Genomic DNA, 16966 nt, shown 5'->3' on the forward strand with positions numbered 1-16966 from the left:
TTTCGGCCCCTGTTACACATGGCGGTTAAAGCCGCCGGAAACGTCCAGCGCCGCGCCGGTGGTAAAGGAAGCCAGCGGCGAAGCGAGGAACAGCAGCGCCTGCGCCGGTTCCTGCGGCTTGCCGAGGCGCTTCATCGGGATGCCGCGGCGTTCGGCGATCGCCGCCGTCCACTGCTCCCAGCTTTGATCTTTATCGCTGCGATCGTCGAAACGGCGGCGCCATTGGCCCGACTCCACCATCCCCAGCAAGATCGAGTTAACCCGAATGCCTTTGCCCACCAGCTCTTTCGACAGCGTCAACGTCATATTGAGCAGCGCGGCGCGCGCCGCCGAGGTGGCGATCATGTGTTCTTCCGGCTGCAGCGCCAGCAGCGAGTTCACGCAGGTGATAGACGCGATATCCGATCGTTCCAGCGCCGGTAAAAACGCCTGCACCGGGTTGATCACGCCGAACAGCTTCAGCTCTGCCTCATGCAGCCAGGCTTCGCGCGGCGTCTGGTCAAAGTGGGCGACGAAGCCCTGACCGGCGTTGTTGATCAGCAGATCCACGCCGCCGAAACGCGCCGTCACCTGAGCGGCGAACTGCGCCACCTGCTGCGCATCCAGCACGTCGCAGCGCAGCGCCAGGATCTCCGCCTGCGGGAAGTCCGCGCGCAGGCTGGCCTCCGCGCCGGCCAGTTTGTCCGGATCGCGGCCGCAGAACGCCACCTTCGCCCCTTCGGCCAGCAGCAGTTTCAGGGTTTCGAAACCGATGCCCGATGAGCCGCCGGTCACCACCGCCACCCGATCCTCAAGCTGAAAATTCATCGTTGGATTGCTCCCGTAAAGTCCCGCAGATAGCGGTTGAAACACGCCGGCGCATCGAGGTAGCTGGCGTGACCGGCGGCGGCGATCAGACGCAGCGTCGCGTCTTGCTCACGCGCCAGCTCGGCCGCCTTCTCCGGCGGCGTAATGCGATCCAGTTCACCGCACCACACCTCCAGCGGGCCGCGATAGCGCGCCAGATAGCGGCCAATATCATCGTTGGCCAGCATCCAGGCGGCACTCAGAAAACCGTCGGGATCGAGCTGCTGCATGCCGTTGCGCACCCAGGCGATATCCTGCGGATCCGCCCCTTCGCGCAGCAAGGCCGCCGCCCGCTGCTCGCCGTAGCCCACCGGCCCCAGCGTCTCCATCATCTGTTGGCGCTGGCCGTACACCTGTCGGCGTTTTTCCTCCGGCGCCGCGGCATAGCCCTGCGCCGGATCCGCCAACACCAGCCCACATAGCCCGTCCGGATAGCCGGCGGCGTAGGCGCTGCCGATCAGCGCTCCCAGCGAATGGCCGACGATCAGCGGCTGCCCCAGCTGCAGCTCATCAATCAGCGCCGCCAACGCCGCTGCATAACCGGCGGCGTCAGCCTGCGGATCCGCCAACGGCAGGCTGCCGCCGTAGCCCGGCGCGTCCCACGCCAACAGACGATGGCCGTCCGTCAGGCCGCTGTCGTTAAACTGCTTGATCCACGAGGCGGATCCGGAACTGATGCCATGCAGCAACACCACCGGCCGCCCCTGCCCGGCCTCGCGCCAGCTCAGGGTGTACGCCCCGCAGCGCGCCCGTTGGCGTTGCGCCAGGCCGTTCATCAGTTACGCTTCACTTTGGACAGCGGGTGATCCGCCGGATAAGTCGGGATCTCCGGCTTGGCGGTGCCCAGCATCACGCACATCAGCGCCTCTTCCTCGCCGTGATTGAACAGGCCGCGATACACCCCCGCCGGCACCGAAATCAAATCGCGCTCTTTCAGCCTGGTTTCGTAATACTCTTCGCCATCCTGGATCATCAGCGTGATGCTGCCTTTCAGCATGAAGAACACTTCTTCCACGTCGTCGTGCAGGTGCAACGGGCCCTCGCACTTCGACGGCAACACCATGGTGGAGAAAGTGAAATTGCCCGCCGGAATGGTGTTGGCGTCGCTGGCCACGCCGGTAGCGCCGGTGCCGATGTAGCGCATCTGCGCGCGGCGGTATTTCGGGTCGAAATCGGCCTGGAATTTCAGCGCGTTCCAGTCGTATTTGCGGCCTTCAAAACGGGCGATGCGCGACTCCACCCAGTTTTCCATCGACAGATCCTGCGGCTTGACGCCGGCTTTGTTCTCAACCTGAGACATGTTGTCACTCCTCTGTTGAAACGATTGATTAATCAGTACTTTATCAGCAACGGCAGCAGAATGAGGCAGCCGACGAACGCCATCACCACCAGGAACAGCAGGCCGTTATCCATATTGCCGGTGGCGGCGATCAACGCCCCCATCAGCACCGGCGCCAGCGCGCCGGCAAAATTGCCCAGTCCGTTGAAAATGCCGCCGGCGGTGGCGCTGACCTTGCTGCTGGTCGCCTTCGCCAACAGCGCGAAAATATTCGGCGCGCCGGCGCCCCACATAAAGGTGCTGAAAGCCATGGCGGCGATCACGCTGTAAGTGCCCTGCAGGTGCAGCACCACCGCCAGGCCAAGGCCGGCGCCGCACAGCGACAGGAAGCAGGCCAGCGCGCGCCGATCCAGCTTGTCCGACAGCCAGGCGCCCAGCACTTCGCCGAGCAGCATGGCGATGAACGGCAGCGAAGAGAGGTAACCGGCATGCTCCAGATGAATGCCTTTGCCCTTGATCAGATAGCTCGGCAACCAGCCGTTCATGCCCCACAGGTAGGTCAGGAAGGCGATATTGAACAGGCAAATCATCCAGAAATGCGGGCTGCGCAACAGCTCGCGGCGATGCTGTTGGCGTTCGGACACCGCCGGCTTGGCCGCCGCCGCCGGACGCGACACGTTCAGGTGGCGCATGCCGAACAGCACCAGCAACATCACCGGCAGCGTCAGAAACGCCATAAAGAAGAAGGTGGCCTGCCAGTCGAAGGTATTGAGGATGTACAGGGTGACCGGGAAGCCGAGCGCGGCCCCGAGCGGCGTGCCGAGCAGCCACAGCATGGTGGCGCGCGCCTGCAGCTGCGGCGGGAAGGCCTGACGAATAATGGCGTAGGCCATCGGCAGCAGCGGCCCTTCGGCGATGCCGAGCAGAATGCGCAGCGTCATCATGGCGTGATAGGAGCGCACCAGCCCCATCAACACCATCAGCACGCCCCACACCACCATCATGCCAATCAATACTTTGACCGGATTAAGCCGATCGCCGATGCCGCTGAGCAGCATCGAGGAGATGCCGTAGGAGAACAGAAACGCGCTCATCAGCAACCCCAGCCGCGCCGGGTCAAAACCGATGCCCAGCGCCTGCTGAAACTCGGCGTCGGAAAACAGCGCCGCGATGCTGATTTTGTCGAAAAACGCCAGCAGCACGCAGGCGAACAGCGCAATCGGCACCGACCAGCGCACCCGCTGCTGCGGATTTTCGGCAACGGTTTCCCCCGCCCGTCCAGCGCGGGCGTCAATGTCTTGCGTAGTCATAAAACGCTCCCGAGGTTCGGGCGTTATTTCAACGCCATCAAAGAAAACTCCGCATCCGCCAGCTGCTGCGGATCCAGCACCCGGCCGCTCGCCAGCCAACGCTTGCCGAGCTTGATGGTGCGCGCGTCGTTGAACGCCACCATCTGCACCAACTGCCGCTCGGCGTTCAGCGTGAAGAACACCTGCGACTGCGGCGTGCGGCGCACCACATGGTGCACACCGCCGCTCGGCACGCCGAGGATCTGGATATTGACGTCGTATTGATCCGACCACAGCCAGGCCACGTCGTCATACGGAGCGGCGAAGGCGTCGAGCATTGCGCAGGCGGTGCTGATGGCCTGATTTTGCGCGTAGGCCCAGGACTGCAGGCACAGGCCAAGCTTCGGGTGGCGCGCCACATCGCCGGCGGCGAAGATCGCCGGATGGCTGGTGCGCCCCTGGCCGTCGACCACGATGCCGGACTCGATAGCCAGCCCGGCGCTGCGCGCCAGTTCGAGATTCAGCTCGACGCCGATCCCCACCACCACCAGATCGAAGGCCTGCGGATCGCTGACTTCGCTGCCGATCCAGGCGGCGCCGTCGCGATCTTCCAGCGAGATCTCGCCGCAGCCGCACAACACCGTCACGCCCTGCCGGCGATGCAGTTCGAGCAACGCCTGTGAGACATCAGCGCCGACGCTGCGCATGCACAGCGCAGGCTGGCGCTCAAACACCGTCACCTCAACGCCGAGACGGCGCGCAGAAGCGGCGATCTCCAGCCCGATCCAACCGCCGCCGACGATCGCCAGGCGACGGCAACTCTGCAGGCCCTGCCGCAACCGGGCCGCATCATCCCAGGAACGCAGCGTCATCACGCGCGGGTGCTGCGCCCAGGCGGCGCCCGGCAAACGCGGCCGCCCGCCGGTGGCGATCAGCAACTGCTCGAACTGCAGCCGTCGCCCGTCGCTGAGCGTGACGATTTGCTGTTCGGCGTCGATAGACTCGGCGCGCAGCGGGCGACGCCAGTCGATGTTCAGCTCCGCCACCGCCTGTTCGCTGAACAGCCGGCTCAGGGGAGCAGCGGCATCCAGCAGCGCCGCTTTCGACAGCGGCGGCCGCTCGTAAAAATCGTAGGGTTCGTCGCTTATCACCGTCAGCCGGCCGCTGTAACCCCGGTCACGCAGCGTCTTGGCCGCCCAACCGCCGGCCTGGCCGCCGCCGACGATGACAATGCCCGCCTGTTCCGGCCGGTTCATAACGCTTGCGCCTTTTTATGCTGGCGGCGCGTATCGTGATCGATGCCGCCTTCTACCGCCCATTCGGTGAAGGAGACCAGCGAATGTTCCAGCTCGCGCGGCTGCCAGTTTTCCGTCAGATAATCGTCGTTGGTGTAGTACTCGAACGCGCCGCCGGTCGGGCTGTTGACGTACCAGAAATACGCCGAGGAAATCGGGTGGCGGCCAGGGCCGATGAAGGTGCTCCACTGCTCTTTGTTCATGGCGATGCCGCCGCCGATCACTTCATGGATATCGCGCACGGTGAACGCCACATGGTTCAGGCCGCGTGGGCGGTTGGGCAGCTTCAGCAGGAACAGATTATGGTGACCACCGCGCGCCTGGGTGCGCAGGAAGACGGCGCGATCGATATAGCGATCGGAAACCTGGAAATCCAACAGCTCGCGGTAGAAACGCTCGGTCGCCGCCAGATCGTCAACGAAGAACACCACGTGGCCGATATTGATCGGCTGCGCCTGCGAGTAGACCGGGCTGGGTTGATCGATGCGGCGCACGTCGCCCCATTGGTTGATCGGCGTGACCGGCACTTCGACCGCCTGCTGGCGGCTGACGACGAAGCGCAGCGTCATGCCGTTGGGATCGCGGCATTCCAGCTCTTCCCCCACCTGACGAAAGCCGGGCATCAACGCCAAACGCGGCTGCAGACGCGCCAGATCCGCGGGCGATGCCACGCCCCAGGTCATGCGGCGCAGGGTGGAACCGTCTTCAAACGCCGCAGGCAGCGCCGCGCTTTGCAACGGGTGCAGAACGACCCGCGCCCCGCTCAGGGTAGTGAATTCGCGCTGCGGTTCGCCCCAATGTTGCGTGGCGGGCTGCAGGCCAAAGTCATGCATGAATTTTTCGCAGATTGGCAGATCTTCGACGCCAAACTCCAGTTTTTCGATTCCGATTACGCTCATTGCTCAGCCTCACGTTCTCGCTGTATACGGTTTTCAGGCATGACTGAACCCCGGCCCCTGTTTGCTGTGGGCCTTATCCCTGCCTGAGTGAAAGAGTCGGTCCTGTCGGTTAGCCGACGTTGGCCTGCGGCGGCGCGCCGAGGAAGCCGGAAATTTTCTCCGCCGCATCGCGCACTTCCATGCGCAGCCGCTCGCGATCTGCTTTCGGGATCTCATCGGACGGCACCATGATGCTGACCACCGCCTCGACCCGCTGCTCACGGTTGAAGATCGGGTAGACGATCGAGGAGATGCCGTGGCGGAAGAATGATTCGCCGATCACATAGCCGCGCGCCTTGTCTTGCTGCACCATCTGCCACAGCGTTTCGCGATCCGCCGGGGTGCCCGGCGCGTTGCCCGGCAGCTGCGCGTCCGGATAGAGTTGTTCGAACTCGCTGCGGGTGGCGCTGGTCAACAACATGCGGCCGAGCGAGGTTTGGTGCACCGGCAAACGGGTGCCGACGCTGACCTGATTGATCTGAGAACCGGCGGCGCTGACGCGGGCGATATAGATAACGTCGCGCCCGTCGCGGATCGCCAGATGGCTGCTGCACTGGCTGCGATCGCGCAGCTGTTCGATCACCGGCTGGCCGGCCTGCGCGACGTCCAGCGACGCGATGTATTCGAAGCCGAGACGCAGCACCTTGATGCCCAGCGCGAAGGTATTGGTGCGCGGATTGCGCTCCAGAAAGCCCAGGTGCTCGAGCGTCTGTACCACGCGGTAGGCGGTGGCCTTCGGCATATCGACCAGGCGATGCAACTCGGCAAAGGTCATTTCCTTATGCTGCTCGCCAAACGCCAGCAGCAACTGCAATCCGCGATCCAGTCCCGGGATCAGATACTTACATGCTTGCTCGTCCGCCATCTCTCGCTCCTGCGCTGTGCGCCTGCCCTGCGGGCCGTCAGTTGAATACGAAGCCGCCGTTGACCGGCAGCAGTTGGCCGGTGACGAAATCCGCCAGCGGCGACAGCAGATAAAGCACCGTGCCGTTCACATCGTCCGGATGCTGCGCCCCGGCCAGCGCGCGCCCCTGTTCATACAGCTGATGGCGCTCGGCGGGCACATACTCGGTGGCTTCCACCCGCGTCAGGCCAGGCGCAATAGCGTTGACGCATATGCCCTGCGGGCCCAGCTCGCGCGCCATCGATCTCGTCATCGCGATCACCGCGCCTTTGCTGGCGACATAGGCCATCAGGCGCGGCGCGCCCCACAGCGCGGTGTCCGACGCCACGTTGACGATCTTGGCGTGCGGGTTGCGCGCCAGCAGCGGCACTGCCGCCTGGCTCACCAACCAGGTGCCGCGCACGTTGACCTGCATTACCCGATCCCACAGATCGATGTCGTATTCCATCATGGTTTTACCGCCGACGCCGGTCGCCAGCGCCGCGTTGTTCACCAGCCCGTCGATCCCGCCGCCTGTGGCGATCTTCTCGAACGCCGAACGGATCGAATCCGGTGAGGCCAGATCGATGATTTGCATTTCCACCTGAGCGCCCTGCTCGCGCAGCGCGGCGCCGCTCGCCGCCAGCTCATCCGCCAAAATGTCGCACATCACCACCTGCGCGCCGCCAGCGGCGATGGCGGCGGCGAAGCTGTAACCCAGGCCGCGCGCCGCACCGGTAACCACGATACGTTTACCGTTCAACAGGCCGTTCACTGCGCCGCCTCCCGCTCGCGCAGCGTCGCCAGCTGTTTCTGCGCCTCTTTCTGCATCAGGCGGCGCAGGCGTGAAAGACCGACGTCGTGCTGGTACAGGTATTCGCGGCCACGGGCGTTAGGCGCCATGTTTTCAAGCACGATGCGATCCTGCTCGAGGACGTCCCAATGCAATGATTCCAGGCGATTGCGATACATGAAGCGCCACATGTCGCGCTGCCAGTCTTTGACCTTACGGATGCGCCAGAAGAATACCCGGCAGTGATCCTTGTCTTCCGGCACCACCATGCCGATGATCCAGAAGTGGCCGCCCGGCCCGAAACGTTTTTTGTACGGGATCGACAGACGCATCCAATACGCGCCGCTGTTGCCGAACTCCACCCAGTCGAAATTGACGCCGATCTGGCCGTTTTTCTTGAAGATAAACCCGCTGTCGGTCGGCTCCAGCCCCATGTCCGCCTTGCGATCACCTTCCGCCATCGAGTGCGAGGAAGAGTGCAGGTAGGTGCCGTGCATCGGATCCATCACGTTTTCCAGGGCGTATTGGTAGTTGCAGTTCCAACTGGCGGTACACAAGAAGTGGCTGTACGACGCTTCGTCCGCCAGCTCTTGCGGGAAAGTCAGCTCCGCCGGCGCTTCATCCGCCGTCACGCCAAAATAGAGGAACACCGCGCCGTAGGCTTCTTTGGCCGGGTAAGCGCGCAGGCATTTTTGCCCCACCAGCGGGCAGCGATCCACCGCCGGCACGTCTTTCACCGTCCCGTCGCCGCCGACTTCCACCCCGTGATACCAGCAGGCGATGCGATCGCCGAGGTTCCACCCCATGGAAAGCCGCGCGCCGCGGTGCGGGCAGCGATCTTCCAACGCGTGTATCTGGCCTTCACCGTCGCGCCACACCACGATTTGTTGCTCAAGGCGGGTGATGCCGACCGGATTGTTGCCCACTTCCCAACTGGCCAGCACCGGATACCACATGCCGCGCAGCCCCTGGTCAAGATAGTCCTGCAAGCTCTGTTCGGAGGATGTTGTGTTTGCTGTCATTGTCTTCTCCCGGGTGTCGATCAGAAACCGTTAACGTGAAGGAATTCGCGGAACGTCGCCTCATTCCACGGCTGGCCGCTGCGATCGAACAGGCGGCGCTGATTCAACGCGCTGACGATCTGTTCCAGCTCTTCCGCGCCCTGATCGAAAATCGTTTCCAGCGCCGCCACCAACGCGGTTTCGAAACCGTCCGGCACCCGGGCGCGGTTTTGCCACACAACGTTGCGGAACTGGCCCGGCTGATGGATTTGACCGTTGCCGCCTTCGCGGGCTGGCGTCACCTGTTGGGTGTCCGGCAGCCAGGGATTGAAATCGGTGATGTGCTGCATGATTACTCCTCCGCGATAAAGGTGATCTGGATTTGGTTGTCGACCACCCGGGTGGGATAGGTTTGCAGATCGCGGCCGCCCGGCTCGCGCAGGCACTGGCCGGTACGCACGTCAAACAGCGCTTCGTGCAGTGGGCACTCAACCTTGCCGTCGTCAACAAACCCCTGGCTGAGCAAGGCGTAAGCATGCGGACAGACGTCTTCCAGCGCATAGTAGTTACCGTCGAGCAGGTAAACCCCGATCTCTTTGCCTTCCACTTTGCCGGAGAAAGGAAAATCTTCTTTCACCTGAGACACTTCGCACACATTCTTCCAGCTCATTGCTTTTATCCTCTATCTGATTGTTTCATATATGAAACTCAGTTTCTTATTTAATACAGTCACTATAAGTCTGGCGAAACTTTCGTCAAGCGAGCGGCGCGGCAAATGTTAATGAAAGGTTGTTTAAAAATGACAAATGCGGGAAGGATCACGAAATAATGCACCGATATGAAAAACCTATGTCAGTTGTGCGCTCTTCAGCTAATTTATGGCAAAAATTGCGTTGATCCTGGCGGCGCATTGCGCGTAAAAGAGTTCTCTCGCTGTCTTTTACACCTAATTTTATAACAATAAATTTACATGAATCGGCCTCATCCCCGCGTTTGCACGTAATGGCATCCGCAGGTGAGTTTACTGCTGCCTGAATTCGTCAACCGCTCGCACTGAGGAACGCGCCGTGCAACAACGTCAACGCTGGTTTGGGGTGATCGCCCTGCTGTTTCTGATCGTTATCGCCTATGCGGATCGGGTTAATATCGCCGTGATGTTGGTCAATCCCGACTTCCTGCAACACTTTCAACTCGGCGGCGACCGCGCCCATCAGGGCACGCTGATGACGGTGTTTTTACTCGGTTACGGCCTGTCCGCCATGTTGCTGACGCCGTTTCTGGAAACGCTGATGGGTTACCGCCGCGCGCTGACGCTGAGCGTCGTGCTGTGGGCGCTGCTCACCGCCGCGTCGCCGCTGGCGGGATCGCTGCTGTTGCTGTGCGCGGCGCGCGCGCTGCTTGGCGTCAGCGAAGGACCGCTGTTCTCGCTCAAGACCATGTACATCAGCGATCATTTCGCCGCCGACGAGCGCGGCAAACCCAACGCGGTCAGCGCGCTGGGCGTCTCGTTGGGGCTGGTGATCGGCTTTCCGCTGGTGAGTTTTCTGATGGCGCACTTCGGGTGGGCGATGTCGTTTCACCTGTTGGCGCTGCTCAACCTGCTGTTGGGCCTGGCGCTGGTGCGGCTGTTCGTTCATCCGCTCGCCTTACCCTCATCTTCACGCCCCGCCGATCCTCAGCCGGTGTTGAGCCGCGTCTGGCACACCTTCGCGCTGGCCTGGTGCACGCCGATGCTCGGTTGGATCCTGCTGATCGAGATCGCCACGCTCAGCTATCTTTGGGGGTCCAGCGCCTGGCTGCCGGCCTACCTGACCGATGAAAAAGGATTCTCCATCAAGCAGATGGGGTGGATGGCCGCACTGCCTTTCATCGTCAGCATCGCCTCAAAATACCTCGGCGGCGTGCTGCTCGATCGTATCCGCCCCTATCAGGCACCGCTGATCTTCGTCTTTGGCGGCGCGGCGACCGCGCTGTGCATCTATGGCGTAATGAACAGCCATCAGCTTGGCTGGATCGCGTTCTTCCTGCTGGCGGCCAACGCCTGTTGGGGCGCGCAGGGCGCGGCGATCCCCACGCTGCTCCAGCATTATGCGCGGCCGGAGGCGGTCGGCAGCGCCTATGGGCTGATCAACGGCATCGGCAATCTGTTCTCGGCGTTTGTGCCGATGGCGATGGGCATGGTAATGGCCAGCCAGGGCAAGGTGTCCTCGGGCTTTGCGGTGCTGATTGCCTCACAGCTGCTGACGCTGCTGGCGGGCGGCGCGCTGTTTGGCCGCATGTTGCTGGCGCGCCAGGTGAAGCGGGCATAGCCTGTTCCCGCACCGTTGCGGCAGAGAAAGCCAATGGCCTTGAGAGGGTGCTCATGGATCTGGACGCCAACAACCAGCAGACGGGGGACATCCCCCGTCGCCGGGTTGCCTTACCGTTCGGATTCGTAAGCCAAAATGGCCGCAACCTCCGTAGTGCCCGATCGGATACGCAGCTCACACAGCGTGCTGCGGGTTATCCATGCCAGTGATATTACCGTGGCACAAATAACCACCAATCTTAACAGGCTCCGTTTGTTCGGCATCATGCCTTCTTCTCCTTGCCTCGCGGCGGGTAAGAGGCTAACTTAACGTTGTCTGGCGTTAGAGTTGGCCTCGGGTTGATGAATATCGACTCGGGGCTTTTCTCTTTGTACCTTTCACGCAGGCTCTAGATACAAAGATCCAGAGCACCCGCCCGCAGTATATTCATCCTCCCCGTTATCCCGGTTCCTTTTTACTGACTCCGTTTCATTTCTGCGCAAAATTGCGCAAAGGCGTTGCAACAGACTGAAAATCGCCGCACGGATGGCGACAAATGAAATAAAAAAAAGCGGCCCCCATACGATGGGAGCCGCTTTTTCAGCGAGGCGTGGCCTGGCGTCAGGCGTGTTTCTTGGCCGCCTGCAGGTACAGCATCTCCAGACCCAACGTCGCCGCGGCCAGCGCGGTGATCTCGGACTGGTCATAGGCCGGCGCCACTTCCACTACGTCCATGCCGACGATGTTCAGCGACTGCATGCCGCGCACCAGTTTCAGCGCGCGATCGGAAGTCAGGCCGCCGATCACCGGCGTGCCGGTGCCCGGTGCGAACGCCGGATCCAGACAGTCGATGTCGAAGGTCAGGTACACCGGCATATCGCCGACGATGCCTTTGATCTGGGTCAGCAGGTCGTCCACGCTGCGATCGTTCACCTGCGCGGCGTCCAGTACGGTAAAGCCATTGTCGTGATCGAACTCGGTGCGAATGCCGATCTGCACCGAGTGATGCGGATCGATCAGGCCTTCGTTCGGCGCATGGTAGAACATGGTGCCGTGGTCGAACTTGCTGCCGTTGGCGTAGGTATCGGTATGGGCGTCAAAGTGCACCAGCGCCAGCTTGCCGAAATGCTTGGCGTGCGCGCGCAGCAGCGGCAGGGTGACAAAGTGGTCGCCACCGAACGAGAGCATGCGCTTACCGGCCTTCAGCAGTTTCTCCGCGTGCGCCTGCAGCTTGTCGCTCATGTCCTGCGCATCGCCGAAGTTGAACACGATGTCGCCGCAGTCAACCACGTTCAGGCGATCGCGCAGATCGAAGCTCCACGGCCAACGGTTGCCTTCCCAGGCCAGGTTGGTGGACACCTGGCGGATGGCCGCCGGGCCATGACGGCCGCCGGCGCGACCGGAGGTCGCCATGTCAAACGGAATGCCGGTGATGACCCACTCTGCATCGCTGTCGTAAGGCATGAAGTTCAGCGGAAAGCGCAGGAAACCAAAGGCGTTGGACACTAATGAATTATCGGACTGATGGCCTAAGGTGCTCATAGTAAACCCTCGTAGTTCAACAAGTTGCCGGGCGCAGACGCCGGGCCGTGACAAAAAAAAATCCCTCCCGCGTCGTTAGCCCGACGAGAAAGGGATTTATTCGATGTGTGTTTCGGTGCTACCGATACAGCAGATTATGGCCGCATTTTGTTCATGCTTCAAGGGGGCCGATATCGCCCCCCTGAAGAAGGCGGTTACTCGTCTTCCAGATACGTGTAGCCGTACAAGCCAGCTTCAAACTCTTCCAGGAACTGCGCCTGCAGCTCGCTGTCCAGATCGGTTTCTTTGACCTGATCGCGGAACTTGGACAGCAGCGCGCTCGGATCGAGCTGCACGTACTCCAGCATATCCGCTACGGTATCGCCCTCGTCGGACAGCTCGGTCTCAACGCTGCCGTCCGGGAACACGTACACGTCAACCGAGGCGGTGTCGCCGAACAGGTTGTGCATGTTGCCGAGGATCTCCTGGTACGCACCGACCATGAAGAAGCCCAACGCCGGCGGGTTCTCCGGATCGTATGGCGGCATCGGCATGGTGGTCGCCACGCCGTCGCCGTCGACGTAATGGTCGATGGTGCCGTCGGAATCGCAGGTGATGTCGAGCAGCACCGCACGGCCTTCCGGCGGCTTATCCAACCCTTCCAGCGGCAGCACCGGGAACAGCTGATCGATGCCCCAGGCATCCGGCATCGACTGGAACAGCGAGAAGTTGACGTAGAACTTGTCCGCCATGCGCTCTTGCAGTTCGTCGATGATAGGACGGTGCGCGCGGTTGCTCGGATCGAGCTGCTGCTGGATCTTGTTGCAGATGTTCAGATACAGCTGCTCGGCCCAGGCGCGCTTGGTCAGGTCCAGCATGCCGTGCGCGTATTGGGTATGCACGTCGTGCAGATCCATCTGGCTGTCGTGCAGCCATTCGCGCAGCGAGCGGCGGTTTTCCGGCTCGTTCATTTCCAGCCAGGTTTCCCACATGCTTTCCAGCGCGCGCGGCGCGTCGGCTTCCGGCGGCTGCGGTTCGCTGAACTCGTTGCGCTCTACGCCGATCACGTTGGAGACCAGCACCGTGTGGTGCGCGGTCACGGCGCGACCGGACTCGGTGATCACCGTCGGGTGCGGCAGGCCGTGTTCGTTACAGGCGTCGCCGATGCCCCAAATCACGTTGTTGGCATATTCGTTCAGGCCGTAGTTGACCGAGCAATCGGACTGCGAACGGGTGCCTTCGTAGTCGACGCCCAAGCCGCCGCCCACGTCGAAGCACTGAATGTTGACGCCCAGCTTGTGCAGCTCAACGTAGAAGCGCGCCGATTCGCGCACGCCGGTGGCGATGTCGCGAATATTGGCCAGCTGCGAGCCCAAATGGAAGTGCAGCAGCTGCAGGCTGTCGAGGCGGCCCGCTTCACGCAGGGTTTCCACCAGCTTCAGCACCTGCACCGCCGCCAGACCGAACTTGGATTTTTCGCCGCCGCTCGACTGCCATTTGCCGGAGCCTTGCGATGCCAGACGCGCACGCACGCCCAGGCGCGGTATGACGTTCAGCCGTTCGGCTTCTTCCAGCACCAGATTGATCTCGGACATCTTCTCGATCACCAGGTACACCTTGTGCCCCAGCTTTTCCCCGATCAGCGCCAGACGAATATATTCACGATCTTTATAACCATTACAGACGATCACCGAGCGGGTCATGCCGGCATGCGCCAGCACCGCCATCAGTTCGGCCTTGGAGCCGGCTTCCAGCCCCAGCGGTTCGCCGGAGTTCACCAGCGATTCAATCACGCGGCGATGTTGGTTCACCTTGATCGGATACACCAGGAAATAGCCGCCCTGGTAACCGAAGGACTCACGCGCGCGTTTGAACGCGGCGTTGATAGAGCGCAGGCGATGCTGAAGGATCTGCGGGAAGCAGAACAGTGCCGGCAGACGTTGGCCGTCTTTCTGGCGCGTTTTCACCAGTTCTGCCAGATCGACGCGCGCCTGCGGGACATCCGGATCCGGGCACACGCTGATATGGCCCAGCTCGTTGACGTCATAGTAATTGTTGCCCCAGTAGGCGACGTTATAAGTACGCAGCATCTTGCTGGCATTACGATCATTCATGGCAACCTCCTGCATGGAGCGCAAAGATAAAGACTCGCCCGCAACCGGCGGACGGTGAATCAACAGATCATCAGACATGGTTCGCCTCACATTCCGTACTGACGAAACCGTCAGCCACTATCGCAGCTACAACCCGCGAGAACAACCCAACAAGCCGCGCCGGCGGCAGCGAAGAGAACTGCCGTTCGCGGTCAGCGATCGGTTTATCACTCATATAATTGTAAGACACCCTGTTCAAACCTCGTGAATCGGGCCAAGAAACATCCCACAGGAAGGCTGCAGGCTACCCTTGTTCAGTTCTTCAGACGACCGTTAGCCGGCCCGAGAATCCTGAGTAGCGGCCAAGTGTTTATCGCACCTGGTAAGTGACAGAGAGACAAGACGGGAAATAGCAGAAGAATGTGCGCCAGAACGGCACTGCTGTTGAGAACCAACAACCGGTAGACAACGGATCATTAATCCAACCACCTCCACGCGCGCCGTTCGGAGTGAACGACCCAGCCTCTAAAATAGTGTAAGAACGTGACCGTTCGATGAAGCGGCGGCGCCACGGCGAACGCCCGCGACGGATAATAGCGCAATGCCGGCGAATGCAAAGCGGAAGTTTATCGTACCTTCCCCCACGCCAGACCGCCGTACTGTGCAGCAAATGAACCGCGCGCGCAGTTTATACCGGTAAGCAGGTGAAAAAGCAAAATGAAAATTCGCCGAAAACTGTTTCAAGCGATGAAAATGGCGCCAACCCGTTTGCGCAAAAGAGCGAAAGCGCAAAAAATTACTGGCAATCTGGCTAAACCCTGACCTAAAATAGACGTCCAGATGTTAATCCATCTATACTGGTTAACTGATAAACTGCTTAACGGCTTTGCCTGAGGGGCGTTGCAGGATGCATCTCGCGCCATCAGCGGAAGACCCTTCGCTTCGATGCCGGATCTCCAGCGCTGTGCAGTAATTTCTAACCCGTCTTATGCAAGGTAAAGAACACAATGGCTAAACACCTCTTCACGTCCGAATCCGTCTCCGAAGGACATCCAGATAAAATCGCCGACCAGATCTCCGATGCCGTCCTCGACGCCATCCTGGAACAAGATCCGAAAGCGCGCGTCGCCTGCGAAACTTACGTGAAAACCGGTATGGTGCTGGTCGGCGGTGAAATCACCACCAGCGCCTGGGTCGATATCGAAGAGATCACCCGCAAGACCGTGCGCGAGATCGGCTACGTTCATTCGGACATGGGCTTTGACGCCAACTCCTGCGCAGTGTTGAGCGCCATCGGCAAGCAATCCCCGGATATCAATCAGGGCGTTGACCGTACCGATCCTCTCGAGCAGGGCGCCGGCGATCAGGGCTTGATGTTTGGCTACGCCACCAATGAAACCGACGTGCTGATGCCTGCGCCTGTCACCTACGCGCACCGTCTGGTGCAGCGCCAATCCGAAGTGCGTAAGAACGGCACCCTGCCGTGGCTGCGCCCGGACGCGAAGAGCCAGGTGACCTTCCAATACGACGACGGCAAAATCGTCGGCATCGACGCCGTCGTTCTGTCCACCCAGCATTCAGAAGACATCTCGCTGAAAGATCTGCAAGAAGCGGTGATGGAAGAGATCATCAAGCCGGTACTGCCGGCGGAATGGCTGACGGCGGGCACCAAATACCACATCAACCCGACCGGCCGTTTCGTTATCGGCGGCCCGATGGGCGACTGCGGCCTGACCGGCCGTAAGATCATCGTCGACACTTACGGCGGCATGGCTCGCCACGGCGGCGGCGCCTTCTCCGGTAAGGACCCGTCCAAGGTTGACCGTTCCGCGGCATACGCGGCGCGCTACGTGGCGAAAAACATCGTCGCCGCCGGCCTGGCCGATCGCTGCGAGATCCAGGTGTCTTACGCTATCGGCGTAGCGGAACCGACCTCCATCATGGTGGAAACCTTCGGTACCGAGAAAGTGCCAACCGAACAACTGACGCTGCTGGTGCGCGAATTCTTCGATCTGCGCCCATACGGCCTGATCCAGATGATGGATCTGCTGCAGCCGATCTACCGCGAAACCGCCGCCTACGGCCACTTCGGCCGCGAACACTTCCCATGGGAAGCGACCGACAAAGCTGCGCAGCTGCGCGATGCCGCCGGCCTGAAATAAGCCCCGACATCAACATGAAAAACGGCGAGCCAAGGCTCGCCGTTTTTTTTGAACGGATGGGTGCTCATGGATCAACGCATCGACTGCCGGCCAGCGGAGGCAAAGCCCCCGCCGCCGGGTTGCCTTACCGTTCGGATTCGTAAGCCAAAATGGCCGCAACCTCCGTAGTGCCCGATCGGATACGCAGCTCGCACAGCGTGCTGCGGGTTATCCATGCCAGTGATATTACCGTGGCACAAATAACCACCAATTTTAACAGGCTCCGTTTGTTCGGCATCATGCCTTCTTCTCCTTGCCTCGCGGCGGGTAAGAGGCTAACTTAACGTTGTCGTGCGTTAGAGTAGGCCTCGGGTTGATGGATATCGACTCGGGGCTTTTCTCTTTGTTCCTTTCACGCAAGCTCCAGAGACAAAGATCCAGAGCACCCGCCCGCAGTATATTCACCTCCCCCTCTCTTCCCGCGTTCCTTTTCACGTTAAATGTCTTTCTTGCGCAGCGACACGCAACGCCTTGCAAGGCGTTGAAAAAAGGCCCAGCAGCGCTGGGCCCTTGATGGCGGAGAAAGCAAAGTAGGGGAG

The 16966-nt window shown here is 61.2% G+C and carries 17 protein-coding genes; 2 read left to right on the forward strand and 15 right to left on the reverse strand.

Annotated elements, in window-relative coordinates; genetic code table 11:
• Positions 1 to 12: 12 nt before the first annotated feature.
• From H7A77_RS03115 to H7A77_RS03165, 11 genes are all read right to left on the reverse strand, one after another.
• On the reverse strand, positions 13 to 807 hold the full coding sequence (locus H7A77_RS03115) for an SDR family oxidoreductase (RefSeq protein ID WP_033644722.1): 795 nt from the start codon (positions 805 to 807) through the stop codon (positions 13 to 15).
• Positions 804 to 1622 (reverse strand): alpha/beta fold hydrolase, encoded by an 819-nt coding sequence (locus H7A77_RS03120; RefSeq protein ID WP_072627020.1) that lies wholly within the window; start codon positions 1620 to 1622, stop codon positions 804 to 806. Before H7A77_RS03120 ends, H7A77_RS03115 begins: the two co-directional genes overlap by 4 nt.
• Positions 1622 to 2146: a cupin domain-containing protein gene (locus H7A77_RS03125; RefSeq protein WP_004937634.1), complete on the reverse strand. Its 525-nt coding sequence runs from the start codon at positions 2144 to 2146 to the stop codon at positions 1622 to 1624. The genes H7A77_RS03120 and H7A77_RS03125 overlap by 1 nt, the downstream gene beginning before the upstream one ends.
• 32 nt (positions 2147 to 2178) lie before the next feature.
• Entirely contained in the window at positions 2179 to 3435 is a 1257-nt protein-coding gene (locus H7A77_RS03130) for an MFS transporter (protein ID WP_072627019.1), read from the reverse strand.
• A gap of 23 nt (positions 3436 to 3458) precedes the next feature.
• Positions 3459 to 4670: an NAD(P)/FAD-dependent oxidoreductase gene (locus H7A77_RS03135; RefSeq protein ID WP_182073810.1), complete on the reverse strand. Its 1212-nt coding sequence runs from the start codon at positions 4668 to 4670 to the stop codon at positions 3459 to 3461.
• On the reverse strand, positions 4667 to 5608 hold the full coding sequence (locus tag H7A77_RS03140; RefSeq protein ID WP_182073811.1) for a VOC family protein: 942 nt from the start codon (positions 5606 to 5608) through the stop codon (positions 4667 to 4669). The genes H7A77_RS03135 and H7A77_RS03140 overlap by 4 nt, the downstream gene beginning before the upstream one ends.
• Before the next feature lie 109 nt (positions 5609 to 5717).
• Entirely contained in the window at positions 5718 to 6512 is a 795-nt protein-coding gene (locus H7A77_RS03145) for an IclR family transcriptional regulator (RefSeq protein ID WP_004937625.1), read from the reverse strand.
• A 37-nt stretch (positions 6513 to 6549) separates the two neighbouring features.
• Positions 6550 to 7305, reverse strand: a complete 756-nt coding sequence (locus H7A77_RS03150; protein ID WP_108681955.1) for an SDR family oxidoreductase — start codon at positions 7303 to 7305, stop codon at positions 6550 to 6552.
• Positions 7302 to 8345 (reverse strand): aromatic ring-hydroxylating dioxygenase subunit alpha, encoded by a 1044-nt coding sequence (locus H7A77_RS03155; RefSeq protein WP_033652735.1) that lies wholly within the window; start codon positions 8343 to 8345, stop codon positions 7302 to 7304. Before H7A77_RS03155 ends, H7A77_RS03150 begins: the two co-directional genes overlap by 4 nt.
• A gap of 20 nt (positions 8346 to 8365) precedes the next feature.
• A complete protein-coding gene (locus H7A77_RS03160; protein WP_019456046.1) occupies positions 8366 to 8674 on the reverse strand; it encodes a recombinase-like helix-turn-helix domain-containing protein in 309 nt (102 codons plus the stop codon).
• A gap of 2 nt (positions 8675 to 8676) precedes the next feature.
• Positions 8677 to 8994: a non-heme iron oxygenase ferredoxin subunit gene (locus tag H7A77_RS03165; protein WP_004937614.1), complete on the reverse strand. Its 318-nt coding sequence runs from the start codon at positions 8992 to 8994 to the stop codon at positions 8677 to 8679.
• A gap of 397 nt (positions 8995 to 9391) precedes the next feature.
• Here H7A77_RS03165 and H7A77_RS03170 point away from each other — a divergent pair, with 397 nt between their 5' ends.
• Positions 9392 to 10633 carry an MFS transporter gene (locus H7A77_RS03170; protein WP_182073812.1) on the forward strand — a complete coding sequence of 414 codons (1242 nt, stop codon included), beginning with the start codon at positions 9392 to 9394 and terminating at the stop codon, positions 10631 to 10633.
• A gap of 110 nt (positions 10634 to 10743) precedes the next feature.
• Here H7A77_RS03170 and H7A77_RS03175 read toward each other — a convergent pair whose 3' ends face one another.
• The 3 genes from H7A77_RS03175 to speA form a co-directional block, all read right to left on the reverse strand.
• Entirely contained in the window at positions 10744 to 10896 is a 153-nt protein-coding gene (locus tag H7A77_RS03175) for a Hok/Gef family protein (RefSeq protein ID WP_182073848.1), read from the reverse strand.
• A gap of 337 nt (positions 10897 to 11233) precedes the next feature.
• Positions 11234 to 12154, reverse strand: coding sequence for an agmatinase (gene speB / locus H7A77_RS03180; RefSeq protein ID WP_004937606.1), 921 nt, complete (start codon positions 12152 to 12154; stop codon positions 11234 to 11236).
• Positions 12155 to 12348: 194 nt separating this feature from the next.
• Positions 12349 to 14325 (reverse strand): biosynthetic arginine decarboxylase, encoded by a 1977-nt coding sequence (speA, locus tag H7A77_RS03185; protein ID WP_028127388.1) that lies wholly within the window; start codon positions 14323 to 14325, stop codon positions 12349 to 12351.
• A gap of 908 nt (positions 14326 to 15233) precedes the next feature.
• On the opposite strand from speA, the gene metK reads away from it, so the two are divergent.
• Positions 15234 to 16388, forward strand: coding sequence for a methionine adenosyltransferase (gene metK / locus H7A77_RS03195; RefSeq protein ID WP_033644710.1), 1155 nt, complete (start codon positions 15234 to 15236; stop codon positions 16386 to 16388).
• Positions 16389 to 16512: 124 nt separating this feature from the next.
• On the opposite strand, the gene H7A77_RS03200 is transcribed toward metK, so the two are convergent.
• Entirely contained in the window at positions 16513 to 16665 is a 153-nt protein-coding gene (locus H7A77_RS03200; protein WP_004937610.1) for a Hok/Gef family protein, read from the reverse strand.
• Positions 16666 to 16966: the final 301 nt, after the last annotated feature.

Source organism: Serratia sp. ME47 (assembly GCF_903970925.1).
Classification (GTDB): Bacteria; Pseudomonadota; Gammaproteobacteria; order Enterobacterales; family Enterobacteriaceae; genus Serratia; species Serratia ureilytica.

What these genes read in the sequence shown, in the direction of transcription:
- H7A77_RS03115 (WP_033644722.1), bottom strand. Translation starts at nt 807, where the DNA reads ATGAATTTTCAGCTTGAGGATCGGGTGGCGGTGGTGACCGGCGGCTCA.
- H7A77_RS03120 (WP_072627020.1), bottom strand. Translation starts at nt 1,622, where the DNA reads ATGAACGGCCTGGCGCAACGCCAACGGGCGCGCTGCGGGGCGTACACC.
- H7A77_RS03125 (WP_004937634.1), bottom strand. Translation starts at nt 2,146, where the DNA reads ATGTCTCAGGTTGAGAACAAAGCCGGCGTCAAGCCGCAGGATCTGTCG.
- H7A77_RS03130 (WP_072627019.1), bottom strand. Translation starts at nt 3,435, where the DNA reads ATGACTACGCAAGACATTGACGCCCGCGCTGGACGGGCGGGGGAAACC.
- H7A77_RS03135 (WP_182073810.1), bottom strand. Translation starts at nt 4,670, where the DNA reads ATGAACCGGCCGGAACAGGCGGGCATTGTCATCGTCGGCGGCGGCCAG.
- H7A77_RS03140 (WP_182073811.1), bottom strand. Translation starts at nt 5,608, where the DNA reads ATGAGCGTAATCGGAATCGAAAAACTGGAGTTTGGCGTCGAAGATCTG.
- H7A77_RS03145 (WP_004937625.1), bottom strand. Translation starts at nt 6,512, where the DNA reads ATGGCGGACGAGCAAGCATGTAAGTATCTGATCCCGGGACTGGATCGC.
- H7A77_RS03155 (WP_033652735.1), bottom strand. Translation starts at nt 8,345, where the DNA reads ATGACAGCAAACACAACATCCTCCGAACAGAGCTTGCAGGACTATCTT.
- H7A77_RS03160 (WP_019456046.1), bottom strand. Translation starts at nt 8,674, where the DNA reads ATGCAGCACATCACCGATTTCAATCCCTGGCTGCCGGACACCCAACAG.
- H7A77_RS03165 (WP_004937614.1), bottom strand. Translation starts at nt 8,994, where the DNA reads ATGAGCTGGAAGAATGTGTGCGAAGTGTCTCAGGTGAAAGAAGATTTT.
- H7A77_RS03175 (WP_182073848.1), bottom strand. Translation starts at nt 10,896, where the DNA reads ATGCCGAACAAACGGAGCCTGTTAAGATTGGTGGTTATTTGTGCCACG.
- speB (WP_004937606.1), bottom strand. Translation starts at nt 12,154, where the DNA reads ATGAGCACCTTAGGCCATCAGTCCGATAATTCATTAGTGTCCAACGCC.
- speA (WP_028127388.1), bottom strand. Translation starts at nt 14,325, where the DNA reads ATGTCTGATGATCTGTTGATTCACCGTCCGCCGGTTGCGGGCGAGTCT.
- metK (WP_033644710.1), top strand. Translation starts at nt 15,234, where the DNA reads ATGGCTAAACACCTCTTCACGTCCGAATCCGTCTCCGAAGGACATCCA.
- H7A77_RS03200 (WP_004937610.1), bottom strand. Translation starts at nt 16,665, where the DNA reads ATGCCGAACAAACGGAGCCTGTTAAAATTGGTGGTTATTTGTGCCACG.